Source organism: Pseudomonas sp. RT4P38 (genome assembly GCF_054897765.1).
Window position 1 is genome coordinate 3504969 of sequence record NZ_CM142703.1, and the last position, 26018, is coordinate 3530986.

Below are 26018 nucleotides of genomic sequence, written 5' to 3' on the forward strand. Positions count from 1 at the left end.
CAAGCTTCGCTCCTACAGTGTGGCGTTCGCTTCAGTGTTGGGGAGCGCCATGATCGCCTTTGCCGCAATGTCCGTGCCGCGAGTCGCCTGCATATTCTTGCTGAACGCTTCGAGGTGTTGTTTCATCGACTGATCGGCCAGCAGTTGTTCGAGGGCGCCGGGTAGCGCGGACAGTGGATCGGCAAAACGCGGCAAGTAGCGGCCGACGCCGACTTCCTCGGCGCGTACGGCATTGTCGTGACCGTCCCAGCAGTAAGGAATGATCAGTGACGGCAAGCCGAAGTACAGCGCTTCGCAGAAACTGTTGTTGCCACCGTGGTGGATGAACAACTGGCACTCCTTGAGCACGGCCGGCTGAGGAAACCAGCTGTCCAGATACACGTTGTCCGGGACGGTGGTGTACATGTCCCGATAAGCCCCAACGTTGATGAGAAAGCGATAGGGCAAGGTTTCGATGGTCCCGATCAGGCGCTTCATCATGTCGGTGTCGGCGGCACCGAGACTGCCGAAGCTGATGTAGATCAGTGGCGCGTCGTTGTGCCGTGGGAAGTCAGGAACGATGTAAGGCGCCTCGCGGCGTACGCAACCGTCGAGGTACACATAGCGCTGCGGGTCCAGCGGCGACTGGCGTTCATAACGCACCGGCGTCGGCGACAACAACAGGTTGAGCCACGGTGAATCGTTGAGGAACTGGCCGGGTGGACAGGGTGCCGTGCCGTTGTTCGCGAGAAACTGCGAAAAGCGTTCATGGGCCGGTGCTACGGCCTTCTGATAATGCTCGGCAAAACGTTCGCGGGCATCCGCGTCGCTGGCCAGGCAGCCTGACAAATACGGCGGCACGGCGGCATCCGGCAGTTCGGTTTCAGCGCAGGAGACCATCCGTACCCACGGGCATCCCGCGTTGGCGATGGCGGGGAACATGACCACGTTGTCGAGGACGATGACGTCCGGCTTAAGGCGCCCGAGCAACTGTTGCAGCGGTTTTTCCGCTTCAATCGCGGTGTCGATAATGGCTTCCCAGGCCGGCGCCACATAGCTGTCGATCTGTGCCAGCGGAGTCTGGTCGAAGTAGGGAATGTTGCGCTCGATAAAACGTTCCCAGTAATGCTGGTGTTCCGCTGCCGACAATGGACTGGCTTGTGGAATCGGGTGCTCGTCGAAGCCGTATTCGGCGAAGAGTCCCTGAAAATGTTCGTGGCAGATGAAGACCGGTTTTGCTCCCAGCTCACGCAGCGATTGGGCGATGCCAATGCAGTTCAAGGCCGCGCCGAAACTGGCTTCCGGAAACAAGGCGATAAGTTTTTGTGTGTGCATGGCGAGGACGTCCGAGGCGGGTAACGCCCGCCGTGCCTGAATATGACTGGATGCTGTCTTATTTTATAAAAAAAATCATCATGTTTTTTGAGCTGTTCAGCGACGCCCGAACAACTGGCCCTGCGGGATCCCGCGGTTGGCAGTTTGCGGGCGCTGGGCGGCGCTCAGGCGCAGGTGCAGTCGCAGCAGATCGGCGGCGATCTCCAGCTGTCCGCGCTCGATGTGCGCAATGATTTGCAGGTGTTCGCGCAGAGCTTCCTGGAGGCGGTGCACGCTGACCGTCGGAAGCAGGTTCGGCAGGCGGCGAAGGCTCTGATGCTGGAGTAGGGCGTCACCGATAAAACGATTGCCGCAGCTTTGGCCGAGCAGTTCGTGGAAGCTGATATCCAGTTCGCGAAATTGCTGGATATCGAAATACTCTAAGGGGCTCGAGAGCAAGATTTGCATAGCGCTTCGCAGTAACGCCAAGCGTTGTGGGTCGGCGTTGAAGTTGGGACTGAGCAAGGCTTCCGGCTCCAGAATCAAGCGGAATTTGAGGCTTTCTTCGAGGGCGGCAAGGCTGTTCAGCGAAGGGCGAAACAGCCAGGACTGGCCGGGGCCGCGCTCGATGGCCTGGCTTTCACTCAGTTGTTGTAGGGCTTTTTGAGCGGCCGGCCGGCCGATGTCGTAACGACGCATCAATTCGCTGATGCTGATGCTGTCCCCGAGGCGTCCGGCCATGCGGTCGCGCAGTACCGAGGTCGCCAGCTCTTCTTCCTCGGCTTGTGGCAATGCGGCATTGAACGCCTGGCCGGTCGGCGGTGCGATCAGTCGATAACCTTTGCCGGCCTCATGACTCAGCAGGTTTTCTTCCAGCAGCACTTTAAGTGCGCCACGAATCAGTGTGCGTGACACCTGGAATGTCCGCGCCAGCGCTTGTTCGGCGACCGGATCGCCGGCCACCAGCCCGGTTTCCTGGGTGTGCTCCAGAATCCGACGGGCGAGTTCCAGGTGGTTGGTGCGGGGTTTTTTCTCGGGTGTTGTGCTCAAGCGTCTATCTCTTTTGGGCGCGTCGACTCAGGTGCTCATCTTATGCCATGCATCGCCAAACCGTCAGGCGCAAAAAAAACCGTTGACATCCAATCACGCTGGTCCTAATTTCTAAAAAAAAACACATGCAATCGTTTCTCTTTACACCGTACTGCCTTCGAACACAAAAATAATCAATCGTCGGGTGAGTATTATGAGAAAGCTGAAAGGCCTTATGTGTCTGGGATTGAGCGTCTCCCTGGCGATCGCTTCACAGGCTGCAAGTGCAAAAGACATGGTGATTTCGATCTGGGACGGCTACATGGCCCCGGATGCGCTGGACAAGTTCAAAGCGGCCAGCGGCGTTGACGTCGACAAGGCGTTGCACGCGACCAACGAAGAAATCATGGGCAAGCTGATGGCGTCTGGCGGTGAAGGCTATGACGTTGTGTTTGTCTCCTCTCCCTTCGCCGAAGTCCTGCACAAGCAAGGTCTGCTAGCAGACATTGATCCCGTCAAAGTCCCCAACCTGAAAAACCTCTATCCCGAAGCCACCCAGCTGGAATATGACCCGGGCAATCATTTCTCGGTGCCGTACACTTGGGGCACGACCGGGATTTGCTACCGCTCCGACAAGGTCACGCCAGCGCCGCAAAGCTGGAGCGAACTGCTCAACCCAAGCGATGCGCTCAAAGGCAAAGTGACGATGCTTGCCACTGACCGCTGGATGCTCGGGGCCGGTTTTCTGGCCAAGGGTTGGTCGGTCAACGACAACGACCCAAGCCATATCGCAGCGGCACGCGACCAGCTGATTGCCACTAAGAAACGCATCCTCTCCTTCGACGACACCACCTTCTACTCCAAACTCGCTTCCGGCGAGTCGCTGATGGCGCACGCGTGGGATGGCTGGTGCAACTACGGCACCCAAGCCAATGCAGCCATCAAGTTTGTCGTGCCCAAGGAAGGTTCCGACCTTTGGGTGGACACCATGGTCGTGCTGAAAAGCTCGAAGCATCAGGAGGAGGCGTTCAAGTTCGTCAACTTCATGCTCGCCAGGGAAAACCACGTCTGGGTGGCTGAAAACATCCTCTACAAAATCCCCAACCAGGCCGCAATGGCTGGTTTGTCCGCTGACCTGCTCAAGCAATACCCCAACTTGACGATCGCCCCGAGCGAGCTGTTGAAGATGGAACAGTTGCGCGATCTGGGTGGCACTACGCAAAAGGCCTACACCCGGGCCGTCACCGAAATCATGGCGGCACAGAACTAAGCCTCACAAAACGTAAGCCGCACCGAACCGAGGCATGCCCGGCATGCCTCGCCACGCTCGCACGCCGCCTCCATTCCGGGGCGGGAGGATATGGGTAATGAGTGCTCTGCATGCTGACAGGCGTCTGTCGGCCTGGCTTCTTGCGCCCGGCTTTGGCTGGCTGCTGACCTTTTTGGTGATTCCGTGCCTGCTGGTGCTGGTCTACAGCTTCGTCGAGCGCGGTGCTTATGGCGGTATCGACTGGCTGTTTACCTGGGAAAACTACCAGCGCGCGTTCGATCCGCTGTACCTGGGCATCTTGCTCAAATCGGCAAAGATCGCCGGTCTGGCGACGGTGTTTGCGGTGCTGATCGGCTACCCGGCTGCCTACGCCATTGCGCGTGCTCCGCGGCGCCGGCAAGCGGTGTTCCTGTTTCTGGTGATGCTGCCGTTCTGGAGCAACTACCTGATCCGCACCTATGCCTGGATCGTCCTGCTGAATCGCGAAGGCTTGATCAACCGGATGCTGCAGATGTTCGGCTACAGCGGCGAACCGATCAGCTTGCTGTACACCGAAGCGTCGGTAGTGCTGGGGCTGGTCTACAACTACATCCCGTTTGTGATCCTGGCGATTTTCTCTTCGCTGTCACGGATCAACAACGAGCTCTGGGATGCGTCGAAAGACCTTGGTGCCTCGGGCTGGATGACTTTTCGACGGATCATCCTGCCGCTGAGCGTTCCCGGTGTCGCCGCCGGCGCCGTGTTTGTCTTCGTCTTGAGCATCGGCAACTTCATCACGGCCGACCTGTTGGGCGGCAAGCAGGTGCAGATGGTCGGCAACCTGATTTACTCGCAGTTTCTGACGGCGCGGGACTGGCCATTCGGCGCTGCGCTGAGCTTCTTCCTGATCGCGATCATGCTGATTCTGTTGTTCGTTCAGGCACTGGTTGCCCGCCGTGCAGAAGGAGGCCGCGCATGAGTCAGTCTCGTTCGGTTGGCGGCACGGTGCTCGGCACGCACCTGGGTTTGGTGTATGCCTTCCTTTATGTGCCGATCCTGGTGTTGATCTTGCTGTCGTTCAACAAGTCCGGTTTGCCCACGGCCTGGGGCGGCGTATCGCTGAAGTGGTACGTGGCGCTGGCGCATAACTCGGCCATTTTGTCGGCAGCCCTCAACACCTTGATCGTCGCGCTGTCGGCGACATTCATTGCCTGCGTACTCGGGACGTTCCTGGCGCTGGGCATCGAGTTGCGCCGCAAGGGCAATGACAAGGGACAAGTCGTCGACACCTTGTTGATGGCGCCGATGATCATTCCCGACATCGTCCTGGCGATTGCGCTGCTGAGCTTTTTCAACCTGCTCAAGGTTGGGCTGGGCCTGCACTCGATCATCATCAGCCACGCCGTGTTCAACATCGCTTTCGTTTGCGCAGTGGTGCGCACGCGGCTTAAGGACTTCGACTATTCGATTCTCGAGGCCTCGATCGATCTGGGTGCGAGCTGGTTCACCACCTTTCGCCGGGTGCTGCTGCCAGCGATTTTCCCCGGCGTGCTGGCGGGTGGATTGCTCTCGTTCACCTTGTCGGTGGACGAATTCATCATCGCCTTTTTCAACTCCGGTTCCGGCCAGGCTTCCACCACGTTGCCGATGCAGATCTACGCCATGATCCGTTTTGGCGTCACCCCGGAAATCAACGCTCTGGCGACGCTGGTGATGCTGGTCAGCATCACCGCGCTGCTGGCTTCGCAGCGTCTCAACAAGGCTCCTCGCACCCATGAATAATTCATCTGCGGTACTGATCCTGGACAAGGTCAGCAAGTCTTATGGCAACGGTCTGGCGGTCGATGAGGTGTCGCTGAACATCCGCGAGAACGAATTCTTTGCGCTGCTGGGCCCGTCCGGCTGCGGCAAGACCACGCTGTTGCGCATGCTCGCCGGTTTCGAAACACCCAGCGCCGGCTGCATTTATCTGGATGGCAAAGACATCTCGCCGCTGCCGGCCAACAAGCGCCCTCTGAACCTGATGTTCCAGTCTTACGCGCTGTTTCCCAACATGACCGTGCGCAAGAACATCGCCTACGGACTGGAAATGGAGCGTCTACCCGAGTCGGAAATCCGTCGTCGGGTCGATGAGGTGCTGAGCACCGCGCAGCTCGGTGAGCTGGCGGACCGTAAACCGGATCAGCTCTCCGGTGGTCAACGTCAGCGTGTCGCACTGGCGCGGGCGCTGGTTAAACGGCCGCGGGTGTTGCTGCTCGATGAGCCGTTGGGCGCACTCGACAAAAAGCTTCGGGAAAAAATGCAGCTCGAACTCAAACGCCTGCAACTTGAGAGCGGCATCACTTTCATCATCGTCACCCACGATCAGGAAGAAGCGTTGGTGATGTCGGATCGCATGGCCGTGCTCGATGACGGCAAGGTCTGCCAGTGCGGCAGCCCGACCGAACTCTACGAAAATCCCAACAGCCGATTTGTCGCTAACTTCATCGGCGTCAGCAACCTGTTCGAAGGCGTGCGTTCGGGGGAGCGTTCGGTGCGCGTCAACGGCCAGGAGCTAGCAGTCGAGACCGACGCGCCGTTGATTCCGGGCCAAAAAGTTGCCGTCGTCGTTCGCCCGGAACGTTTACAGGTGCTGGCGGAGGAGGGCACCGACTGCGCCAATCGGGTGACCGGCAACATCGTCGAAATCGCCTATCACGGCCTCGACACCAACGTGCATGTGCAAACGGCGCTCAGCGACAAGGCCTTGATCGTCCGGGTGCCGTCCTCGCAATTCGAATTTGCTCATTTTGCTATCGGTATGAGCGTCCGGCTCGGCTGGCAGGCTCGCCACGCCCGTGTTCTGACGCGCTGAACAATAAAAAAGACCAGGCAGGAGTACCGCTCGATGAAACAGAAAGTGATCGCCTTCTTTCCGGAAGCCGCTTATGGCCCGGCGCTCAACTCAGTCGGTATCGCCCAGGCGTGCGAAGCCCTCGGCCACAAAGCTGTATTCCTCACCGACCCCGGCATGAGTGGCGTGTATGCCGGCTATGGTTTTGAAGAGCACATGGTCAACATGTCGGCGCCAATGCCCGCCGAAGAAATGGCCCGTTATTGGGTCGATTTCATCAACGGCCACATTCCCAACTTCCGCAAATCCCCGATGGATCAAATCGACAACTACGTAAAGGAATGTTGGGCCGCCATTGTCGACACCGCGAAGTGGGCGCAAAAGGATCTGCCAGCGGTGCTGGACAAGGTCAAACCGGACTTGATCTGCGTCGACAACGTGATTCTGTTCCCGGCGATCAAGCAATACGGCAAGCCCTGGGTGCGGATCATTTCCTGCTCGGAAAACGAGATCGAAGACCCGGATATCCCGCCGCATCTGTCAGGCATGAGCATCGATGACAAGGCCGGTCACGCACAGTTTAGGCAGCGCTTTGAAGACGTGATCGGGCCGATTCACGAAGACTTCAATCAGTTCCTGCAAGCCCATGGCGAGCAGCCGTATCCGCTTGGCACATTCTTCGAAGCCTCGCCTTACATGAACCTGTTGCTGTACCCGGACGCGGTCAAGTTCGAGCGCCGTCATCCGTTGCCGGCCGAGCGCTTTCACTACCTGCAAGGGTGCGTGCGTCACGATACGACGTACGAGATTCCCGAGTTCCGCGCCAACAACGACAAGCCATTGCTCTACGTCAGTTTTGGCAGCCTCGGTTCCGGCGATGTCGATTTGCTCAAGCGCCTGATTGCGACGGTGGGCACGTTGCCTTACCGCGCGCTGTTCAATGTCGGTGAGCACCTCGATGAATACCCGGACCTGCCGGACAACGTGCTGATCTCCAACTGGTTCCCGCAGCCGTCGGTGATTGCCCAGGTCGATGCGGTGATCCACCACGGCGGCAACAACAGCTTTACCGAGTGCCTGTTCTTCGGCAAACCGGCGATTGTCATGTCGTACGTCTGGGACGGTCACGACAACGCCATGCGCGCCGAAGAAAGCGGTCACGGTTTCAAGCTCGATCGCTACGACTGGAGCGAAGCGCAGTTGGCGGAAAAACTCGCCGCCTGCCTCAACGACGAAGCGATGCGCCAACGTTTGCAGCACACCAGCGTGCAAATGCAATCACGCAAAGGGCCAGCGGACGCGGCCGACATTCTCGACAAGGTGCTTAACAATGCCTGATCAAAACACGACGGCGGGTTTTACGCCGTACCTCGAAGCCGTCAGCAGTCGCACCGATCTGGTGGACTGGGGCGTGCAGAGCGACGCCGTCGAAGGCGTTTCGCACTCCAGCGGCCGACTGTTGTTCAAAGGCCCGAGTAACAGTCCCGAAACCGGACTTTGGGTCTGCACGCCCGGTCGCTGGCGGCTGTCGATTCCCCGTGACGAGCTGTGCCATTTCATCGCAGGCAATGCCACTTACCGCAAAGACGGCGGTGAAGTGATCGAAGTTCGTCCCAACACACTGGTGTTGTTCCCGGCTGGCTGGACCGGCGAATGCCACGTCCGGGAAACCCTGCGCAACGTTTACATGCTGGCTTGAGCCTGAATTTTTTGGAGAGCAACACATGACTACCCCGTTTCTGTACGACCCGCTGAGCATCACCGACGTCAAGGATTGGGGCGTGATCCCGACCATGCTCGAAGGTCAATCCCATGTCTCTGGCGTGGTGCTGCACAAAGGCCCCGAAGGCCAGTCCGAGTGCGGTGTGTGGATCTGCACCCCGGGTAAATGGTTTTGCCATGTCACCAGCGACGAGTTCTGCCATTTCCTCGAAGGCCGCTGCACTTATGTCCATGAGTCCGGAGAAGTGATCGAGATCAAACCCGACACGGCCGCCTTTTTCCGTAAGGACTGGAAAGGCGTATGCACCGTCCATGAGACGGTGAAAAAGGTCTACATGATCCGGTGAATGCCATGACTGAAACACGTGCGTTATCGCCAACTCGTGAGGACCAGCGTGCAGCCTTTCTGGCGCGTGCCGGCTTCGCCGAGGCGCAGCTGGTGGCGTTGCCGGCGGATGCTTCGACCCGGGGCTACTTTCGTTTAAGCGGTGAAAGTTTGCTGCTGATGGACTCGCCACCGCACAGCGAGCCGATCGGTCCGTTTGTGCAGGTCGCCCGTCACTTGCACGGGCTGGGGCTTTCCGCGCCGGCCCTGGTGCAGGTTGACGAAGAGGCGGGTTTGGCGCTGATCGAAGATTTCGGTCACGACACCTACACCCGGTTGTTGGCGGCCGGGCATCCGGAAGCGGTGCTGTATCGCTTGGCCGTCGATACGCTGGTGGCGTTGCATCGCGCACCGCCGGGGGCAGAAATGGCGCCTTACGATGCCCGACAACTGAGTGACGAGTGTGCGCTGCTGATCGACTGGTACATCCCGCTGCTGATTGGCAAGGACGCGGTGCTCGACCTGCGTGATTCGTTTCTGAAACTGTTCGCCGAAGCTTGCGGCGATGTCGCGCAACGTCGCGAAGCCTTGGTATTGCGCGACTTCCACGTCGACAACCTGATGTTGCTGGAAGGCCGCAAAGGTGTCGCTGCTTGCGGACTGCTGGATTTTCAGGACGCCCTGATCGGTGCGGCGGCGTACGACTTGATGTCGCTGCTCGAAGACGCTCGCCGCGACGTGCCCGAAGCATTGCGCGTGGCGCTGCTGACGCACTACCTGATGCAACGTCCGGAGCTCAATGCGCCGCGTTTTCTCGAGGATTACCGGCGGCTGGCCGCCCAGCGTCACGCCAAGGTGCTGGGGATTTTTGTGCGCCTGGCGGGCCGCGATGGCAAACACGGTTACCTGGCGCATCTGCCGCGCACCCTCGGTTTGTTTGTTCGAGCGCTGGACGCTGAGGCCTTTGCTCCGCTGCGCGATTGGCTCAACCGGCACGTACCGGGTTGGCGCGAGGAACTATCGCCCGCGACCTTGGCGACGTTGCGCGAAACCCCTTATCGATTGGTTCAAGGATCATCCCATGGCCACGTTTAACACTGACACTGCCCTGCGTTTCATCAACGCCGAGTACCTGCCCCTGACAAATGCCCGGGCCCGCGAAGTGCTTGACCCGGCGACGCTGCAACCTGTCGGGCAAGTCGGCCTATGCGGCGAAGCCGACGTGCAAGCCGCCGTCGATGCCGCCACCACCGCGCAAAAACAATGGCGGTTGATCGACGCCAAAAGCCGTGCCGCGCGCTTGCATCAGTTGGCCAATGCCATCGAACAGGACGTTCCCTGTAATCGTGAAGTCGCGCGGTTGATGACCCTGGAAATGGGCAAGCCGTTTCCCGAAGCCATGGGCGAATTGGCGAACTGCGCGCCGATCTTTCGCTACTACGCGGAAATGGCGCGGGACGATGCGGGCAAGGTCGCCGGCACCACGCAGATCGGCTCGTTCCAGCATGTGCGTTATGAGCCGTACGGCGTCAGCGTGCACATCATGCCGTTCAACTTTCCGATCCTGTTGATGTGCTGGACGGTCGCTGCATCGCTGGCGGCAGGTAACGCCTGCATCGTCAAACCGGCCGAAGCCACAACCCTTTGCACGCTCAAGTTCATGGAGCATTTCACCTCGCTGTTGCCGGGGCTGGTGTCTTGCGTGCCGGGCGATGCGGTGACTGCACAGCTGCTGGTGAAGTCGGCCGGGACTCACGCCGTGGCTTTTACCGGCAGCGTCGCGGCGGGCAAAGCGGTGGCGGTGGCCTGTGCAGAACAGATGAAACCGTGCGTGATCGAGGCCGGTGGCAGCGACCCGCTGATCATCTCAAAACACGCACCACTGGACGTCGCGGCGGCGGGAGCGGTGACCGCGGCGTTCCACCTGAGCGGGCAGATTTGCACCTCGGCAGAACGCTTCTACGTGGTCGATGAGATCCACGATGAGTTCGTCGAGAAGTTCGCCGAACGTACCCGCGCCTTGCGCATAGGCCATGGTCTGGAGCGTACGGAAATCGGGCCGATGGTCAGTGAGGCCGCACGCAACAAGGTCATGCGCCTGGTCGACGACGCCGTGGCCAAAGGTGCAACACTGGTGTGCGGCGGGCGGATTCCGCCACAGCACACGGTGGGCTGGTTCTACGAACCGACCATTCTCACCGGCGTGACCCACGACATGGCGATTCACCAGGAAGAGTGTTTCGGCCCCGTCGCGGCGATTTGCCGTGTCAGCGATTTCGACGAAGCGGTGCGTCTGGCCAATGACTCGCCGTTCGGTCTCGGCGCATCGCTGTTCACAACCGATCTTTGCGAGGCAATGGAAGCCGCCGAGCGTCTCGAAGCCGGGATGGTCTGGGTCAACAACCCACTGATCGATAACGACGCGCTGCCGTTTGGTGGCTGGAAGATGTCGGGTCTGGGACGCGAACTCGGGCGTCAGGGCCTTGAAGCGTTCCGTCGCTCGAAAATGGTCATCATCGATCACCAGCCGAAGATTCAGGACTGGTGGTATCCGTATGCCGACGACGTGTTCTATCGCGATCAGGTTTAACGCCGCGGTACTTGGGAGGATCGCAATGAGCGACAACATTTCCTGGTCAACCCTGGCGGTGATTCTCGCGGCCGGGCAGGGCACTCGCATGCGTTCGCAGCTGCCAAAAGTCATGCACCCAGTGGGTAATCGGCCGCTGCTCGGCCATGTGCTGGCGGCGGTCGAGGCGGCGGGCATTGAGCAAGTAGCGGTGGTGCTGGGTGCCGGCAGTCGACCGGTTGCCGATTACTTGCAATTGGCTGCGCCCACGGCGCAGCTGTTTACCCAGCACGAACAATTGGGCACGGCGCACGCGTTGCTCGCGGCTCGCGCCGCATTACAGGCTCATGAGCAGGGCTGCGTGCTGGTGCTGTTTGGCGATTCACCGTTGATCAGTCCGCAGACGTTGTTGCAACTCCGTCAGACGCTGATCGACGGTGCAGCGGTTGCTGTTGCAGGGTTTCACACTGAAAGACCGGGGCCTTATGGGCGACTGCTGGTGGAAGAGGGGCGCTTGCTGGCGATCCGCGAAGCCAAGGATGCCAGCCCGCAAGAATTGGACGTCGGCTTCTGCAATGGCGGTGTCATGGGCTTGCGTGCCGACACCTGTCTTTGGTTGCTGGAACGCATCGGCAACCAAAACGCGCAAGGCGAGTACTACCTCACCGACGCGGTGGCCGTGGCCAACAGCGCCGGGCTGCAAGTGACGGCGGTGGAGGTCGATGAAGACGACGTGCTCGGGGTTAATGATCGCGAGCAATTGCATGCTGCCGAACAGCTTTTCCAGCAGCGTCGACGCCAAGCCGTCATGCAGTCGGGCGTCAGCCTGATGGCGGCGGATACGGTGTTCTTCAGTGCTGATACGCAGCTCGCCAAGGACGTATGCATCGAACCTTGTGTGGTGTTTGGACCGGGGGTGAGCGTGGGCAGCGGGGTGCGGATCGACGCGTTCAGTCGTCTGGAAAATATTCGGCTGGAGCAGCCGCTGGGAGTTGGGCGGTAAATCGCCTTCGGCCTGGCAGCGGCTGTCATGTCGCGTGAGCTGAGGCACCGACCGTCTATTTCAGATACCAGCCCCATGGCTGGTCGCTGACGTATTCGGTCACTTGCTTCACCTCCAGATAATTGTGCAGCCCCCATTGGCCGAGTTCCCGGCCAATACCGCTGTGTTTCATGCCGCCCCACGGTGCCTCGACGAAGGTCGGTTGCGAGCAGTTGACCCAGATAATCCCGGCGCGCAGTTGGTTGGCGACGCGGGCGGTACGTTGCAAATCAGCACTCATCACGGCGGCGGCGAGGCCGAAGCGGCTGGCGTTGGCCATTTGCAAGGCTTGCTCTTCGGTCTTGAAGCGCTTGATGCACAGCACCGGGCCGAACACCTCTTCGCGCCAGAGGATGCTGCTGTGTCCGGGCTCGTCGAAGATGGCCGGTTCGATGAAATAACCCTCTGGCAGATACGCCGGCTGCCGACCTCCGGTGAGCAGGCGTGCGCCGCTGGCCAGTCCCTGATCGATAAAGCCGAGGACCTTGTCGTGTTGACCTCGGCTGACCAAAGGGCCCAACAACACGCCGGGTTCCAACCCTGGGCCGATGGTGATCTTGCGGGTTTCCTCAACCAGTCGCTCGATCAAGCGCGAGGCGATGTTTTCCTGTACCAGCAAGCGTGAAGTGGCGCTGCACACCTGACCCTGGTTCCAGAAAATCCCGAACAGAATCCACTCCACCGCCGCTTCGACATCGGCGTCGTCGAACACAATGAACGCAGACTTTCCGCCCAGCTCCAGGCTGATGTTCTTGATGTCGCGAGCGGCCGCCGACATGATTTTTGCCCCGGTGGGCACGCTGCCGGTGAAGGCCAGTTTGTCCACGCCAGGGTGTTCGGTGAGCGGACCGCCGGCGTCGGCTCCAAGACCGGTCACGACGTTCAGGACCCCGGCCGGCAGACCGATGCGGTCGGCGGCCGCGGCCAGTTCCAGTGCCGTCAGTGGTGTCAGTTCGGACGGTTTCAACACCAGCGTGGCCCCGGCGGCCAAGGCGGGTGCGACCTTCCACGCGGCCATCAGTAGCGGGTAGTTCCAGGGGATGATCTGCCCGGCAACGCCGATCGGCTCATGACGGATGCGGCAGCGAAAACGCTCGTCCGGCAGCGCCAGCGGTTGGTCCTGCTGTTGATCCAGTTCCCGGGCCAACCCGGCGTAGTAACGCAAGCAACCGATCGCGTCGCCAACGTCCCACTGCGCTTCGGGCAACGGTTTGCCGTTGTCGCGCACTTCCAGTTCAGCCAACGCCTGTTGACCACTGTCCAGTTCATCGGCCAACGCTTCCAGCCACTGTGCGCGCTCGGCGCCAGTGGTTTGGCTCCAGCCGTTATCGAACGCTCGCCTGGCGGCGCGCACCGCATGATCGACGTCTTCTTCGGTGCCCGCGGCTACCCGATGGAAAGCCTGTCCGGTGGCCGGGTCGATGACGTCCAGGTAACCGCCCAGATCCGGGCTGACCCACTGGCCGTTGATGTAAAGCTGATCACGCATGGTGAGACTCCTGGACGCCGGTGCGGCGGTTTTGCAGGTGACGGGAAGTGAACAGCAGCGCCAGCGACGCGCAGATGATGACGGTCGAAACCGCGTTGATCTCCGGGGTCACGCCGCGGCGGATGGATGAAAAGATGTAAATCGGCAAGGTTGTTTCGGAGCCAGCGACGAAGAACGCGATGATGAAATCGTCGAAGCTGAAGGTGAACGCCAGCAGAAACCCGGCCATGATCGCCGGACTGATCTGCGGCAGGGTGACCCGCCAGAACGTTTGCATTGGCGGTGCGTAGAGGTCGGCCGAGGCTTCCAGCAAGGCCTTGTCCAGTGAGTCGACGCGGCTGCGCACGATCACCATGACCAACGCCATGGTGAACAGCGAGTGCGCGGCGATCACGGTAAAGAAACCCATGTTCAACCGTGGAACGCTCGGGATCCAGCTCGCCAGCAACGGGTTGATCAGGTCGAACAGGCTAATGAACGCAATCAGCGTCGAGATGCCGATGACGATCCCGGGCACGATGATTGCGCAATAGGTCAGCGCATCGAACAGCAACCGCACTTTGGCGCCGGCACGTTGCAAACCGAACACCGCGAGCGTGCCGAACAGCGTGGCAATCACCGCTGAAGTGAAGGCAATGAACGCGCTATGGCCCAGTGCTTCCATGATGAACGGGTTGCCAAACGCGCGACCAAACCACTGCACCGAGCAGCACTCGAATGCCAGGCCGCTGCGCCCGGCGTTGAAGCTGAACAGCACGATCAACGCGATCGGTGCGTAGAGAAACAGGTACAGCGAAGTCGAATAGCTGCGCAGCCACATGTCACAACCCTCCGTCGGCAGGGCGGCCGCCATAGCGCGCCACCAGTTTCAAATTCACGCCGATGATCAGCAGCATCATCGCCACCAGAGTCATCGCCAGCGCGCTGCCGAAGGGCCAGTTGCGCGATTGCAGAAACAGGTCGACCAGTGCGTTGCCGACGAAGAACACTTTGCCGCCACCGAGGATGGCTGGGATCAGGAACTCGCCCATCAACAGGATGAACACCAGCATCACCCCGGTGATGATCCCGGGCGCGGAGAGTGGCAGGGTGATCCGCCGGAAACTTTCGAAAGCGCTGGCACCCAGGTCCGCCGAGGCTTCGAGCAGACGCTTGTCGAGTTTTTCCAGGCTGACGTAAATCGGAAACACCATCAGCGGCAAGTAGCCGTAAACGATGCCGATCAGCACCGCCCACGGCGTATTGATCAGCCGCACGTCTTCAAGGCCAAGGCTGGCGAGCAGGGCCGGAATGCCCTTGCCGCTGAGGATGAAAATCCAGGCGTAAGTGCGGATCAGGAAACTGGTCCAGAACGGCACAATCACCAGCGTCAGCAGCAGCGAGCGGTTCTTGCTGACCTTGACCGCCAGAAAATACGCCAGCGGGTAAGCCGCCACCAGGCACACCAGCGTGCCCAGCGGCGCCAACATAAGCGTGTTACTGAACGCCGCGCCACGGGAGCCGAGGTTCAGGTAGTTGGCCAGCGTGAAGCCACCGGCGTAACCGCCCACGGTACTGCGATCGCCGAAACTGAAGACCAGGATGATCACCAGCGGCATCAACAACAGCAGCAGGAACCACAAGGTCGAGGGCAAGAGCATCAGCAGGGTGATCCGCCGGCCAAGACTGCGCCGTTGGCGAACCTCGACCGACAGGGTATTGCCCGGCTGCACCATTTGCGGGTGGGCGGTGGCGTTCATGGGGGACTCCTCATTGGCCATGACCAGGCGATCAGGCGGACTTGAAGCGAGCCATCAGTTCGGCGCGCGCTGGACTGGTGAGCGTCGCCGCGGCACCGAACTCCAGCGGACTGAGCGCTTCGGCGGCCGGGTACATGATCGGATCGTCGAGCATGGCGGTGGGCAGCAACGCATCGACGCGTTTGTCGCCGCTCGGGTATCCGTGGCTCAACACTTCGAGCTTGTTGTGCTGCGGATCGAGCAGGTAGTTGATGAAGGCGTAGGCCGCGTCCTTGTGCTCCGAGCTTTTGGGAATGGCAAAGAAGTCACTCCACAGTTCGCCACCTTCCTTGCCCAGTTCGAACTGCATCTGCGCGTTGTCGCGGTGCAACTGAGAGGCATCGCCAGTCCAGGACATCGCCAGCCAGGCATCGCCGCTGCGCATTGACGGCTGGATGTCGGAGTTGATGGCGAACAGGTGCGGCTTGACCTCGATCAGCAGTTTTTCGGCATCGGCGAGTTCTTTCGGGTCCAGGGAATTGAAGCTATAGCCGAAGCTTTTCAGCGCGTTGCCGATGGCGGTCAGTTGGTAGTCGTGAACCATCGTCCGGCCGCTGGCGGGGCCTTGAGCTGCTGCCCAGAATTCTTTCCAGCTGGCGGGGCCGTTCTTCAGTTTGCCGGCGTCGTAGAGCATGCCGGTAGTGCCCCAGTTTTTCGGCACCGCATACACCTTGCCGTCCACCGTTCCTTGGGCCATGAATTTTTGCTGGAACGCCGGCGCCTCGAAGTTGGGAATGCGCGACAGGTCCAATGGTTCGATCAGGCCCAGGCCAACGTAAGTGCTGATGGTGTAGTTGGTCGGCACCAGTACGTCCCAGCCACTGCCACCGGCCTGCAATTTGGCAAGCATCTCTTCGTTGGAACCGAACACGCTCATCGAGACGCGCGCACCGGTGGTTTTGGCGAAGGTGTCGAGGTTTTCCTGGCTGTGGTAATTCGGCCAAGTTGCCAGCGACAGGCGATCGCCCAGCTTGGCCTGCTCGGCAGCCTCGGCGGTGGAGGTCAGCAGGCCGGGCATGTGGGTTGCGACCACCGCTGCGGCAATTCCCAGGCCTGTGCGGCCAAGGAACTCGCGGCGGCTGATCGAGCCGTTCTGCCAGCTACGCAGGGTTTTGATAAACGTCTTCTGGTCCATAGCACGCTCCACATTCGGTTGATGAAACGAATCGATGATTTACAACGCCATGGCCAGGCCATTGGCGTGATCCCAGCCGACGCTCACTGCCGCGCCGTGTTCGAATGCATTGGCGCCGTGATCCTGCTGGCGCGGCACACGCACGCAAACCACGCCAAAGGCTTGGGTGCGCACGCGATATTCGGTGGAGTTGCCGAGGTAGATGCGGTCTTCCACGTAGCCTTTCAGCTTCACTTCGCGGGTCATGTCGGCGTTGGCGCTGGCGATGCTGATCAGCTCCGGGCGCACCGCGATGCAACCGGCGGCGTCTGCGTTTAAGGCTTTGCCGGTGGGCGTCAGTGGGCTGGTCAGTTCCAGCCCTTGCTCGGTGCGCAGCACGACTGAATTGCCCTGCATTTGGCGAACCGTGCCGTTGAACAAATTGGATTCGCCGATAAAGTCGGCCACGTAACGGCTGGCCGGCGCTTCATACAGTTGTTCCGGGGTGGCGGTCTGGATGATCGAACCGTTGTGCATCACGCTGATGCTGTCACTCATCGACAAGGCTTCTTCCTGATCGTGGGTGACCAGCACAAAGGTGATGCCGACTTCGCGTTGCAGGCGCAGCAATTCGGATTGCATTTCCTTGCGCAGCTTGCGGTCCAGCGCCGCCAGCGGCTCGTCCAGCAGCAACACGGTTGGCTTGTTGACCAGCGCCCGGGCCAGGGCCACGCGCTGCTGTTGGCCGCCGGAAAGTTCACTCGGCTTGCGTTGGCCGAAGCCGCTGAGGCGCACCATTTCCAACGCTTCATCAGCCATGCGCAGTTGAGTTTTTTTATCGGGTCGCGGGGTGCGATAACGCAGCCCATAGGCGATGTTCTGCGCCACTGTCAGGTGCGGAAAGAGGGCGTAATGCTGGAACACCATGTTCACCGGCCGCTCAAACGCAGGCACTCCGGCAACGTTCTTGCCCGACAGGCGCACTTCGCCGCTACTGGGCTGTTCGAAGCCGGCGATCATGCGCAGGGTGGTGGTTTTGCCGCAGCCGGAACCGCCGAGGAAGGAATGGAATGAGCCGCGACGCACCGCGAAGTTCAGGCCATTGACGGCTGACACCTCGCCATAGCGTTTGACCACGTTGCAGAATTCGATATCGCTTGGCGAAGTGTCGTTCACGCTGTTGTTCACGAGGCGGGCTCCCTTGCAGTGATGAATCAGTGCGTCGGGGGCCAAACTAGCAATCAGGGTTTTGCGCTGTATATATCCCTTGGGGGATAGAGTCGGTTTCAGGTGTCAGGCTTCGACGACCAGTTCCTGGCCGGTAAGGTCGCGGATAAACAGCCCGAGCAATTCGGACTGGCTGCCGATGCCGAGCTTGGCGTAGATGTTCTTGCGGTGAATCTTCACCGTGCCAGGACTGATGCTCAGTTGTTCGGCGACCGAGGCGCTGGAGTGACCGCGTAGCAGCAACTGCACAATCTCTTGTTCGCGGCCGGTGAGGATGTGCGCGCCGAACTGATCGAAGGCTTCGCGGATCTTGAAGTCCAGGTCCTGCGCCGGGCGTGGTTGCTGGGCTTGACGCAAACGCCAGGCTTCATTGATGACCTGTTCAACCACGGCCTGCGCGCACTCGATCAACTGCATCTCGTCACGACCAAAAGCACAGCTGGCGGTGGATCGCATCAACGACAGAACGGCCATGGCGCCGCCACCGAGGTCGACGAAAAACGCCACTTCCTCAGCCAGCCCGGTTTGCTGGTAATACGTCAGGTAATACTCGCCGAGGTAGAAGTGGTCGGGTGCGAACTGTCGCAAACGCCACAGTCCCGGCGCTTGCCCGCGAGTGCATGCCAGGTAGAACGGATCAAGCAAATAGGGCCCGCACTGATAGTCATCGACATACACCGCACGCTTGTCGGCTGCGAAGGTGTCGAACAGCGCCAACGGCCGATGATTGCCTTCGTAGACGAACAGAACGAAGTGATCGACCGGGCATACTTGCCGCAACCAGTGACTTAAGCCTGCTAACCGCGCATGCCCGGGAGGAAGGTCCAGTAAATGGGCAACACCGGTAGTCCAGAGTTTCAGTTCCTTGGGGCGCATGGCGGCTTCAAGCAGGATTGGATTGCAATTAGATGCACAAAGCACGCCATGGCAGGATTGGCCTGTTGTGGTGGGACGGGTGTCGGCAAGTCGTTGAAACGACACACCGCAACAGGGCCGGGTGTTACCGAATGCTACAGGGTTAGTAAGAGGTGATAGGGTGGATGCGTAGTTGCAGAGGTTGCAGAGGTTGAGAGTGTTGAGAGTGTTGAGAGTGTTGAGAGTGTTGAGAGTGTTGAGACGCTCGGCTACAACGCATGGCTGAAGCCAGGTCCCGCACCGGTAGGCGAGCTCGACGAAAACATTCAGGAAAACGACCGGATAAAGGTCATCAAGCGGATGCAGACTACGGTTACCGGGATAGCAAATTTTTTATCGATGAAGATCAAGAGTGCCTTTCCCGGTAATCCGTGAAGAACCTTTTTATTGGCTATCAGCGAAGCTTTTCCAACATCTGGTAGTACCACATCCCCACCGCCAGCATCGGATTGCCGAACACATCGCCCAGCGGCACCTTGATGTGCTTGCACCCGGCAAAGGTATCGAACTTCGCCAACGTGCCAGTCAAAGCCTCAGCCATGATCTCCCCCATGATATGGCTGGTAGCGATGCCATGCCCCGAATAGCCCTGGCAATACCAGACGTTGTCCGAAACCTTGCCCAACTGCGGAATGCGATTCATCACAATGCCCATCGCACAACTCCACTGGAACTCGATGTCCACGCCCCTCAGTGCCGGGAAAGTGCGCTCGATGCACGGGCGCAGCTCGGCGGCGATATCTCGCGAGTCGCGTCCAGAATAGTTGGCACCACCACCGAACAGCAATCGACCATCGCCCGTCAGGCGGTAGTAATCGAGGACAAACCGACAATCATAAACGGCCAGGTCGTGCGGGTTGATCCTGCGCGCCAACTCGCCCAGCGGAGCAGTGGTGACAATTCCGCCCATGGCCGGGAAGATCTTGCCCTTGAGCTGTTTGCGCTCGAGCTTGTGGTAGACGTCGCCGGCCAGCAGAACCTGGCGCGCACAGGCTCTGCGCGGCGCGAGCCTCACCCAGGCATAGATTGAGCGGATGCAGGTGCAGATTGCGGGTGTTTTTCAGGGCACCTTGGTACAGCTCGCTGTCCAGATGCTGTCGCACGTCGGCCTGGTCGAGCAGCGTGACCTGCCCCCCCATACCGCGTCGTTGTGCTTCGTCGTGAAAGGCTCGCAGTTCGTTCATGTGCGAGGGTTTCATCGCTGCATGCAGATGACCGTGCTTGAGGTCGCAGGTGATTGCGTACTTGTTCACCCGTTGCTCGATGATTTCATGGCCACGCCAGCGCAGGTGCCAGATGAAATCGTCCACTTCATCGCCTAGGCGGCTGCGCATCTGTTGGCGCATGGCCTCGTCTCCCGACAGGCTGCCGGTGACCTGGCCACCGTTGCGCCCGCTGGCACCCCAGCCGATGCGGTTGGTTTCGACAATCGCGACCTTAAGCCCGCGTTCGGCCAGCTCTACGGCGGTGGCGACACCGGTGAAGCCGCCACCGATAATCACAACGTCGACGCTGACCTGGCCTTGTAATGTCGGGTACTGGATTGGGTCGTTGAGGCTGGCGGTGTAATAGGAGGTGCTGCGCTGGGCAGCGTTAGTGACATTGCGTGTTGTTGCAGTCATGGGATCGATCCTTCTGATAAATAAATGCCGGTCAGGCCTGGGTCAGGTACCAGCGCCAGTCCAGTTCACCGACCTCGGCCATGAATTGCCGGTACTCAGCGCGTTTGACTGCCAGATAGACGCCAAGGAATTCCTTGCCAAAGACATCACGTGCCCAGCTCGATTGTTTCCTCAAGCGTATCGGCGAGGATGTCAGCGAGAAACTCGACTACACGCCGGGCGTGTTCACCGTCGAGCGTCACATCCGTGGCAAGTGGGTCTGCGATCAGTGCGAAACCCTGATCCAGGCACCGGTTCCGGCGCAAGTCATCGACAAAGGCATCCCAACCGCCGGGCTGCTGGCCCACGTCATGATCGCGAAATTCGCCGACCATTTACCGCTCTATCGCCAGGAATCAATTTTTGGTCGAGCCGGTTTGGCCATCGCCCGCTCAACACTGGCGCAATGAGTCGGCAACTGCGGCGTGCAGTTGCAGCCGCTGGTCGATGCCCTGCGTGATGCCGTTTTGGAACATGGCGTGATCCACGCCGATGAAACCCCGGTGCAGATGCTCACCCCCGGGGCGAAGAAAACCCACCGCGCCTATGTCTGGGCCTACGCCACCAGCCAGTTCTCGGACTTGGCAGCGGTCGTTTACGACTTCAGCCCCAGCCGCGCCGGAGAACACGCCCGCAACTTCCTGCAAGACTGGAAGGGCAAGCTGGTCTGCGATGATTTTGGTGGCTACAAGGCCAGCTTCGAACTTGGCGTGACCGAGATCGGCTGCATGGCCCATGCGCGGCGCAAGTTCTTCGAGTTACACGCCACCAACAAGAGCCAGCTCGCCGAGCAGGCCTTGCGCTACATCCAGTTGCTGTACGAAATCGAGCGTGAAGTCCGTGATTTGGAACCGGATTTACGGCGCCGAATACGGCAAGAAAAAGCTGTACCGGTGATGGGCGCCTTGCATGCCTGGATGATCGCCCAGCGCCAGATCGTGCACGACGGCTCGGCGATAAGCAAAGCTTTGGATTCAGCCTCAAACGCTGGACGGCGCTGTCGCGCTATCTCGATGACGGGGCCGTCCCATTGACAATAATTGGGCAGAAAAGCAGATCCGACCGTGGGCGTTGGGTCGCAAGAACTGGCTCTTTGCAGGTTCGCTGCGCAGCGGCAAACGGGCGGCCGCGATCATGAGCTTGATCCAGTCGGCGGGACTCAATGGGCATGATCGATATGAGTATTTGAAGGACGTCCTCACACGTCTGCCGACGCAGCGGGCGAGTGATATCGCTGAGCTGCTGCCGCACAGGTGGCAACCGGCTTAGTTGCGCAAGACGGGATGCCCGGACGCATACGTTCATTCCACATGGCAGCCATAGCTAAGCTGTGGTGTGAAGTGACGTCAATGGAGAGGTCGCTCCTTTTAAGCCCGACTCGATCTCGCGCCTTCAGGTGATGTGCCCAGGTATGCGTTTCCGGCCTGGCGAAGGACTCTGAAGTTCAGCCTGATGTACTGGTTCAGCGAAGCATTTTATGGCTTCCTCATTTCTCCTGGGTGTTGCCAGGCTGTCCGCTATCCCAGGTTTCAGTGAGCTCGTCTATTCGATCCGCGATTTGAGGCTTTTTTGATAGGACAAGGCAGCGCGTGTTGCCGACAAATTCTTCTATCAGGTAAACAGCGTCGCCGACATCCAGTTCCAATTCCTGCAACGCCTCATCAGGAATTCGAATCGCACCGTCACCATCCCATTCTTCGATTATGATTCTCATAGGTGGCTTTCTCACGTGTAGTCTCCATTGCTTCTGAGTCGTCAATGGTAACGTCTTTTGCGTACAGGCTCAGAGCTCAGCGAGCAAACGTTCGAGCTGTTCACACTCCCAGGCACTCAATAGGTTGACTGGATCAGTCCCGTCGCACCGCTCCGACGCGGATGCTTGGCATTCAGGAGCGAACAAACAGTGTCGGCCTCCGCCCTGATCTTGAACACCCCATGCTTGCTAGCTGAGCCTCCCTCGACGAGATCTACAACCCGATATTGCTTCATGCCATCTTCCAGTCTGGTGGTTTGGATCACCTTGAATCTTGGTTGCATGGTACGTTCCCTGCTAAAGAATGGTGTTGTAGGAGTACCGGTATGACTCCTTGATTTCAACAATTATGCAGGGCTGAGCTGAGACAATTTATGACAGCGCATTGTGTCTTTCTACTTGAGACGCACGATGTACGCGGGGCGTATGGGGGATTCGTATTTCTTCGACCTAGGCAGTGGAGGTTCGAGGTGATGAGGGGCTGCTTATGTGACTGACGCAACCACCCGCGTAGCGCTGCCAGATTTCAAGACAGTGCCGTTTTTCCGGACGAATTATCCCTGCTTGGTAGAGAAAATCGCTGGCATTTGAAGATGCAGGTAAATGGCCAAAAACCTCAGGCCAAAAGTGAAAATTAAAGCGATCCAACCGGCGACCCAGACCGACGGGAATATGTTGCGCAACACGACGTAGAGGGTGCACCCCAACAAGATCGGCGTGGCGTATATCTCCCGTGACATCAACAGTGAAACCCTTCCAGCCAGGACATCGCGTGCTATACCGCCTCCAAAGCTGGTCAGCACTCCCATCATGACTGCCAAAGGCGCGGCAAGGTGCAATGCCAGCACTTTTTCAGTAGCAGCCAGCCCAAAAAGTGCAGCGGCCAAACCATCCAGATAGAGCAGCAGGCGGTAACGTCGTTGTAATCGTTGGGTAAGAAAAAACGCAAGCAGTGCGGCGAGCAACGCAGCCCAAATGTAATTGAAATCTGCAATCCAGAAGATCGGTAAACCCAGCAGCAGATCTCGTATGGCCGAACCTGAGCAACCGGCTCATTCGGCGTTTCGGTGCGCCATTAAGTTTAAATTTTACCGAATACCGCACGCTTGAGTTTCAAATGTGCGTTGCAATGTAGCGGACGGAGATCGAATTGGACATGAAAACTTTCAAATTGGCGGAGTCGCAAGGGTGGGTGGAAATGCAACGCTCACGGAACGTCCTGTCTTTAACTTATGGGCGATGACCGATGTTCATAAGCGGCTGTAACCCTGGATTTTGAGACCCGTTAGCCAGAAATCAGGTTAGAGTGTTCATCAATGTCTGTTCATAAGGTCCCTCCATTCGATTCGCGTAGTCGCGCCAAGCGGTTCCAGCGAACGAACCGGGCAAAAAAACCGTATATCAATCGTTATTTGAAGAATGAATCGTCCGCTGTTTGTTTCTCTAGATGGGCCCAAGGGAACCGGCAAAACCACACTGTTGGAGGCCGTTACGAAAGTACTGAGGGCAGACAACAAAAAGGTGATCCGACTTTGCGAGAAAAAAAGCGATCCCTATAGGGGGGAAACAATGACCCTCGTTAACAAACTCGTCAGAAATCCCACCCGGGATTTGGAGTTGGGGGTTTGTGAGCGCTTAGCTAATAGCCGTACCTGGATTTCCCAGCACGTGCTGGCTAAACAGCCACCAGGCAGCATCATCTTGATCGATCGCTGGTACCCGTCTGATGCCGCGTTTCGCCGGATAGTCCCGTTTGCAGAGATTCTACAGTTGAACATTGATCGAAACGTGCGAGTGCCAGACCTGCATGTCGGGGTTGTCACCGACCCTGATATTTCATGGGGGAGGGCAGCGGCACGACGGCGTGGGCTGAGCAGTACTGTGATCCATAAGCTGGAAGAACATGTTGCTTGTACCAAGGCCTTTGAGCGAGCGATTGCAGATCACGGCTGGGTTTTATGCCGTAATGAAGGAACGATCGAAGACGCAACGATGCAGGTGATTTCGGAGATCTATAGAGTCCTTCGATGTCCCGTAGGCGAAGTTCGCTGCGCCGGTCTTGATATGGTTGAGATAGCCGTAGATATAGATTGTTAGCAGGATCGAACGGGTGATTTGTCGCCGCAGCGGTAGCCGGCTGACGCTTTGATCTGGGTGCCTGTCATCGAACTCTGAGCCGAGCTGCCCGGGGTGGTCTTACATGATAAGACGGTTCGAGCGTCGATTGCTGGAGCCGGGGTATTGAGTTGGCTCGAACAGGAGGGATCGGGGATTGGTAGCTTGAAAGAACCTTTGGTACAAGTTCCGTCCTGACACATCATTTAACAATGGGGCGATGTCAGATATTCATGTTCCATCTAACTCATTGGAAAAAATAAGCTCTTTCAGTAGTTAGGTCTTTCGTGAGTTCACGAATAATTGTTCATGAGTAAGTCATTGACCTAGATTAACTCCTGAATACCGCGGTTCGCGGCCCTCAGGCCATACCCAGCCGTCGCCCCGGGCACCAACACTGCGGTGACAGTTGCAACCACGCCGAGACTCCGTGCCAACCGGCTCGCTGTTGCTGCATTTTGAATGCGTAGCTCAAACACTGTTACTCAGACGCGCACGCATGATTTTATAGCGTGCGAAGTAATCCTCGCACCCGCCGATTTATACCAAAGGTTCTCTTTCAACGTGCTGTATTGGCTTGATTCATAACCGATGACTTTCCCCAATTAAGGAGTCCTGACTATGGTGTGGTAACGAGCGCTCGTTATGCACCGGAGCGGGCATCTTTCCGTATGTATGATCGCTCAGCTTTGCCTGACGTTGGATTGCCAACAAGGAGGTCTCTCCTGCTCTTCATCAGTCATAGCAGATTGGCACAACACCCGATAGCATTCCAGTCTCCACATCCCAGACTTCGATGAGATCGCCCGAATCCCCACTGAAATCAGATACGACGTAAGCAACGGCTAGATACACCGCTGATGTGCGGTCCAACTTACCGCCGTGGATCACCCGGCAAATAATGCCCCGTCACTTTAAAATACGCCGCTGACGTCCTGTCTCCTGGCGAACCATCAACCTTGACAAATATTCCAGGGAACGTATTGAGCCAGAGTTGCAGGTTCTCCGCCTTGGCCACTTCGTCGGGGCTGTCCGGCTTAGTGGACGAGTAGTTAACGATGATCGGACCGTCCTGTGCTACAGGAGAAGGTTGATCGACGAAATCGATATAGCCGTTCTCCGCCATGCGCCGCAGCAGCACCGCCGCACCGCATTGCGCCGACTTTGCCGAATCCGACCAGGTGCCGTCGCTGACATACTTGCCGCTTTGGTAGTGGTTGCTGAAGCTCCATAGGTAAGGCGATAGCACATGGGGGTGATACATGCGATAACCGATGCCGTTGAACAACTCAAGTTCATACAAGGTGCCGGGCAGTGTCCAATCCGTCCTCGCACCTAACTTGCGCAGGCTCAAAGCGTCAATGGCACTGGTTTCCCAAGTGAAAGGAGGTTGGCCAAGGGGTCTGCCTGGAGGTATGTGCACGGTTCGCGCATTCAATGGATCTCCGTTATGCAGGTGCTTCTTGAAGTTCTGGCTGGACTCCATGTTGTGCACGACTGCGATAAATCCCCAGGGGATAGCCGTTTTTTCGGCCACACCTTGATACTGGTCGCGGTGGTCGTACAGATTTTTCACCAGGGTATTTACGTCATTAAAACGTGTCGGATTTATTAGGCAGCTATTGAATAACTGCTCGTATTCTTTTTTGAGGGCGGTAGTAAGACTTAGCTTGGCCATGGTACGTACCCGGGTAACTTGATGGCGGGGATGTGAGTGAAGTACGGGCAGTAGACTCGGTACTTCCAACTCAGAGTGAATAGTTACAAAGCAGATGCCGCCAAATTATGTGTCTTGCTGTCTAGCATAACGCGCAGGCCATCAATAGCCAGCCAATGCTGTTGTTTTGTCGATGTTTGGTTGAATGTGTATCACAGCGTTGACACTTAACGGATTGTTGCTTGTT

At 58.5% G+C, this 26018-nt stretch carries 23 protein-coding genes and 4 pseudogenes; 12 read left to right on the forward strand and 15 right to left on the reverse strand.

Annotation, left to right across the window (positions count from 1 at the left end; all coding sequences use genetic code 11):
* Positions 1-12 precede the first annotated feature (12 nt).
* Complete coding sequence (locus ACYZT7_RS16175; protein ID WP_462037362.1) at positions 13-1314, reverse strand: nucleotide disphospho-sugar-binding domain-containing protein; 1302 nt, start codon at positions 1312-1314, stop codon at positions 13-15.
* Positions 1315-1410: 96 nt separating this feature from the next.
* A complete protein-coding gene (locus ACYZT7_RS16180; protein WP_462037363.1) occupies positions 1411-2343 on the reverse strand; it encodes a GntR family transcriptional regulator in 933 nt (310 codons plus the stop codon).
* 193 nt (positions 2344-2536) lie between these two features.
* On the opposite strand from ACYZT7_RS16180, the gene ACYZT7_RS16185 reads away from it, so the two are divergent.
* From ACYZT7_RS16185 to ACYZT7_RS16230, 10 genes are all read left to right on the forward strand, one after another.
* A complete protein-coding gene (locus ACYZT7_RS16185; protein ID WP_462037364.1) occupies positions 2537-3592 on the forward strand; it encodes a polyamine ABC transporter substrate-binding protein in 1056 nt (351 codons plus the stop codon).
* Between the two features lie 97 nt (positions 3593-3689).
* Complete coding sequence (locus ACYZT7_RS16190) at positions 3690-4550, forward strand: ABC transporter permease (protein ID WP_008145697.1); 861 nt, start codon at positions 3690-3692, stop codon at positions 4548-4550.
* Positions 4547-5353, forward strand: coding sequence for an ABC transporter permease (locus tag ACYZT7_RS16195; RefSeq protein ID WP_462037365.1), 807 nt, complete (start codon positions 4547-4549; stop codon positions 5351-5353). The genes ACYZT7_RS16190 and ACYZT7_RS16195 overlap by 4 nt, the downstream gene beginning before the upstream one ends.
* Positions 5346-6425 carry an ABC transporter ATP-binding protein gene (locus tag ACYZT7_RS16200; protein ID WP_462037366.1) on the forward strand — a complete coding sequence of 360 codons (1080 nt, stop codon included), beginning with the start codon at positions 5346-5348 and terminating at the stop codon, positions 6423-6425. Before ACYZT7_RS16195 ends, ACYZT7_RS16200 begins: the two co-directional genes overlap by 8 nt.
* A gap of 33 nt (positions 6426-6458) precedes the next feature.
* Positions 6459-7742 carry a nucleotide disphospho-sugar-binding domain-containing protein gene (locus ACYZT7_RS16205; protein ID WP_462037367.1) on the forward strand — a complete coding sequence of 428 codons (1284 nt, stop codon included), beginning with the start codon at positions 6459-6461 and terminating at the stop codon, positions 7740-7742.
* Complete coding sequence (locus ACYZT7_RS16210) at positions 7735-8103, forward strand: cupin domain-containing protein (RefSeq protein ID WP_462037368.1); 369 nt, start codon at positions 7735-7737, stop codon at positions 8101-8103. The genes ACYZT7_RS16205 and ACYZT7_RS16210 overlap by 8 nt, the downstream gene beginning before the upstream one ends.
* Before the next feature lie 25 nt (positions 8104-8128).
* Positions 8129-8473: a cupin domain-containing protein gene (locus ACYZT7_RS16215; RefSeq protein ID WP_008145703.1), complete on the forward strand. Its 345-nt coding sequence runs from the start codon at positions 8129-8131 to the stop codon at positions 8471-8473.
* A 5-nt stretch (positions 8474-8478) separates the two neighbouring features.
* A complete protein-coding gene (locus ACYZT7_RS16220) occupies positions 8479-9546 on the forward strand; it encodes an aminoglycoside phosphotransferase family protein (RefSeq protein WP_462037369.1) in 1068 nt (355 codons plus the stop codon).
* Positions 9533-11041 (forward strand): aldehyde dehydrogenase family protein, encoded by a 1509-nt coding sequence (locus ACYZT7_RS16225; protein WP_462037370.1) that lies wholly within the window; start codon positions 9533-9535, stop codon positions 11039-11041. The genes ACYZT7_RS16220 and ACYZT7_RS16225 overlap by 14 nt, the downstream gene beginning before the upstream one ends.
* Before the next feature lie 25 nt (positions 11042-11066).
* Positions 11067-12023 carry an NTP transferase domain-containing protein gene (locus ACYZT7_RS16230; RefSeq protein ID WP_462037371.1) on the forward strand — a complete coding sequence of 319 codons (957 nt, stop codon included), beginning with the start codon at positions 11067-11069 and terminating at the stop codon, positions 12021-12023.
* 55 nt (positions 12024-12078) lie between these two features.
* Here ACYZT7_RS16230 and ACYZT7_RS16235 read toward each other — a convergent pair whose 3' ends face one another.
* From ACYZT7_RS16235 to ACYZT7_RS16270, 8 genes and pseudogenes are all read right to left on the reverse strand, one after another.
* On the reverse strand, positions 12079-13551 hold the full coding sequence (locus ACYZT7_RS16235; protein WP_462037372.1) for an aldehyde dehydrogenase family protein: 1473 nt from the start codon (positions 13549-13551) through the stop codon (positions 12079-12081).
* Positions 13544-14371, reverse strand: a complete 828-nt coding sequence (locus tag ACYZT7_RS16240; RefSeq protein ID WP_095128548.1) for an ABC transporter permease — start codon at positions 14369-14371, stop codon at positions 13544-13546. The genes ACYZT7_RS16235 and ACYZT7_RS16240 overlap by 8 nt, the downstream gene beginning before the upstream one ends.
* Position 14372: 1 nt before the next feature.
* Positions 14373-15290, reverse strand: coding sequence for an ABC transporter permease (locus ACYZT7_RS16245; protein WP_462037373.1), 918 nt, complete (start codon positions 15288-15290; stop codon positions 14373-14375).
* 31 nt (positions 15291-15321) lie between these two features.
* The gene (locus ACYZT7_RS16250) at positions 15322-16464 is read right to left on the reverse strand and encodes an ABC transporter substrate-binding protein (protein WP_462037374.1); all 1143 of its coding nucleotides are present in this window, start codon (positions 16462-16464) and stop codon (positions 15322-15324) included.
* Positions 16465-16503: 39 nt separating this feature from the next.
* The gene (locus ACYZT7_RS16255; protein ID WP_462037375.1) at positions 16504-17631 is read right to left on the reverse strand and encodes an ABC transporter ATP-binding protein; all 1128 of its coding nucleotides are present in this window, start codon (positions 17629-17631) and stop codon (positions 16504-16506) included.
* 105 nt (positions 17632-17736) lie between these two features.
* The gene (locus tag ACYZT7_RS16260) at positions 17737-18546 is read right to left on the reverse strand and encodes a response regulator transcription factor (protein WP_008145715.1); all 810 of its coding nucleotides are present in this window, start codon (positions 18544-18546) and stop codon (positions 17737-17739) included.
* Positions 18547-18979: 433 nt separating this feature from the next.
* Positions 18980-20207, reverse strand: a pseudogene (locus ACYZT7_RS16265) (NAD(P)/FAD-dependent oxidoreductase).
* Positions 20208-20238: 31 nt separating this feature from the next.
* A pseudogene (locus tag ACYZT7_RS16270) lies at positions 20239-20370 on the reverse strand (hypothetical protein); the annotation flags it as partial.
* A 1-nt stretch (position 20371) separates the two neighbouring features.
* Between ACYZT7_RS16270 and tnpC the strand changes: the two are divergent.
* Positions 20372-21515: pseudogene (tnpC, locus tag ACYZT7_RS16275) on the forward strand (IS66 family transposase); the annotation flags it as partial.
* A gap of 217 nt (positions 21516-21732) precedes the next feature.
* On the opposite strand, the gene ACYZT7_RS16280 reads toward tnpC, so the two are convergent.
* The 4 genes and pseudogenes from ACYZT7_RS16280 to ACYZT7_RS16295 form a co-directional block, all read right to left on the reverse strand.
* Positions 21733-21975, reverse strand: a complete 243-nt coding sequence (locus tag ACYZT7_RS16280; protein WP_462037376.1) for an AbrB/MazE/SpoVT family DNA-binding domain-containing protein — start codon at positions 21973-21975, stop codon at positions 21733-21735.
* Between the two features lie 54 nt (positions 21976-22029).
* Positions 22030-22146: a DUF7693 family protein gene (locus ACYZT7_RS16285; protein ID WP_462037377.1), complete on the reverse strand. Its 117-nt coding sequence runs from the start codon at positions 22144-22146 to the stop codon at positions 22030-22032.
* 407 nt (positions 22147-22553) lie between these two features.
* Positions 22554-22964, reverse strand: a complete 411-nt coding sequence (locus ACYZT7_RS16290) for a trimeric intracellular cation channel family protein (RefSeq protein ID WP_462037378.1) — start codon at positions 22962-22964, stop codon at positions 22554-22556.
* Positions 22944-23036 (reverse strand): annotated as a pseudogene (locus ACYZT7_RS16295) (TRIC cation channel family protein); the annotation flags it as partial. The gene ACYZT7_RS16290 and the pseudogene ACYZT7_RS16295, both read right to left, overlap by 21 nt.
* Before the next feature lie 382 nt (positions 23037-23418).
* On the opposite strand from ACYZT7_RS16295, the gene ACYZT7_RS16300 reads away from it, so the two are divergent.
* Entirely contained in the window at positions 23419-24096 is a 678-nt protein-coding gene (locus ACYZT7_RS16300) for a dTMP kinase (protein WP_462037379.1), read from the forward strand.
* 892 nt (positions 24097-24988) lie between these two features.
* On the opposite strand, the gene ACYZT7_RS16305 is transcribed toward ACYZT7_RS16300, so the two are convergent.
* Positions 24989-25792 carry a hypothetical protein gene (locus ACYZT7_RS16305; protein WP_462037380.1) on the reverse strand — a complete coding sequence of 268 codons (804 nt, stop codon included), beginning with the start codon at positions 25790-25792 and terminating at the stop codon, positions 24989-24991.
* Positions 25793-26018: the final 226 nt, after the last annotated feature.

Excerpts from the sequence above, each read along its gene's own strand:
- ACYZT7_RS16175 (WP_462037362.1), bottom strand. The coding sequence starts at position 1,314 with ATGCACACACAAAAACTTATCGCCTTGTTTCCGGAAGCCAGTTTCGGC.
- ACYZT7_RS16185 (WP_462037364.1), top strand. The coding sequence starts at position 2,537 with ATGAGAAAGCTGAAAGGCCTTATGTGTCTGGGATTGAGCGTCTCCCTG.
- ACYZT7_RS16190 (WP_008145697.1), top strand. The coding sequence starts at position 3,690 with ATGAGTGCTCTGCATGCTGACAGGCGTCTGTCGGCCTGGCTTCTTGCG.
- ACYZT7_RS16195 (WP_462037365.1), top strand. The coding sequence starts at position 4,547 with ATGAGTCAGTCTCGTTCGGTTGGCGGCACGGTGCTCGGCACGCACCTG.
- ACYZT7_RS16200 (WP_462037366.1), top strand. The coding sequence starts at position 5,346 with ATGAATAATTCATCTGCGGTACTGATCCTGGACAAGGTCAGCAAGTCT.
- ACYZT7_RS16205 (WP_462037367.1), top strand. The coding sequence starts at position 6,459 with ATGAAACAGAAAGTGATCGCCTTCTTTCCGGAAGCCGCTTATGGCCCG.
- ACYZT7_RS16210 (WP_462037368.1), top strand. The coding sequence starts at position 7,735 with ATGCCTGATCAAAACACGACGGCGGGTTTTACGCCGTACCTCGAAGCC.
- ACYZT7_RS16215 (WP_008145703.1), top strand. The coding sequence starts at position 8,129 with ATGACTACCCCGTTTCTGTACGACCCGCTGAGCATCACCGACGTCAAG.
- ACYZT7_RS16220 (WP_462037369.1), top strand. The coding sequence starts at position 8,479 with ATGACTGAAACACGTGCGTTATCGCCAACTCGTGAGGACCAGCGTGCA.
- ACYZT7_RS16225 (WP_462037370.1), top strand. The coding sequence starts at position 9,533 with ATGGCCACGTTTAACACTGACACTGCCCTGCGTTTCATCAACGCCGAG.
- ACYZT7_RS16230 (WP_462037371.1), top strand. The coding sequence starts at position 11,067 with ATGAGCGACAACATTTCCTGGTCAACCCTGGCGGTGATTCTCGCGGCC.
- ACYZT7_RS16235 (WP_462037372.1), bottom strand. The coding sequence starts at position 13,551 with ATGCGTGATCAGCTTTACATCAACGGCCAGTGGGTCAGCCCGGATCTG.
- ACYZT7_RS16240 (WP_095128548.1), bottom strand. The coding sequence starts at position 14,371 with ATGTGGCTGCGCAGCTATTCGACTTCGCTGTACCTGTTTCTCTACGCA.
- ACYZT7_RS16245 (WP_462037373.1), bottom strand. The coding sequence starts at position 15,290 with ATGAACGCCACCGCCCACCCGCAAATGGTGCAGCCGGGCAATACCCTG.
- ACYZT7_RS16250 (WP_462037374.1), bottom strand. The coding sequence starts at position 16,464 with ATGGACCAGAAGACGTTTATCAAAACCCTGCGTAGCTGGCAGAACGGC.
- ACYZT7_RS16260 (WP_008145715.1), bottom strand. The coding sequence starts at position 18,546 with ATGCGCCCCAAGGAACTGAAACTCTGGACTACCGGTGTTGCCCATTTA.
- ACYZT7_RS16300 (WP_462037379.1), top strand. The coding sequence starts at position 23,419 with ATGAATCGTCCGCTGTTTGTTTCTCTAGATGGGCCCAAGGGAACCGGC.
- ACYZT7_RS16305 (WP_462037380.1), bottom strand. The coding sequence starts at position 25,792 with ATGGCCAAGCTAAGTCTTACTACCGCCCTCAAAAAAGAATACGAGCAG.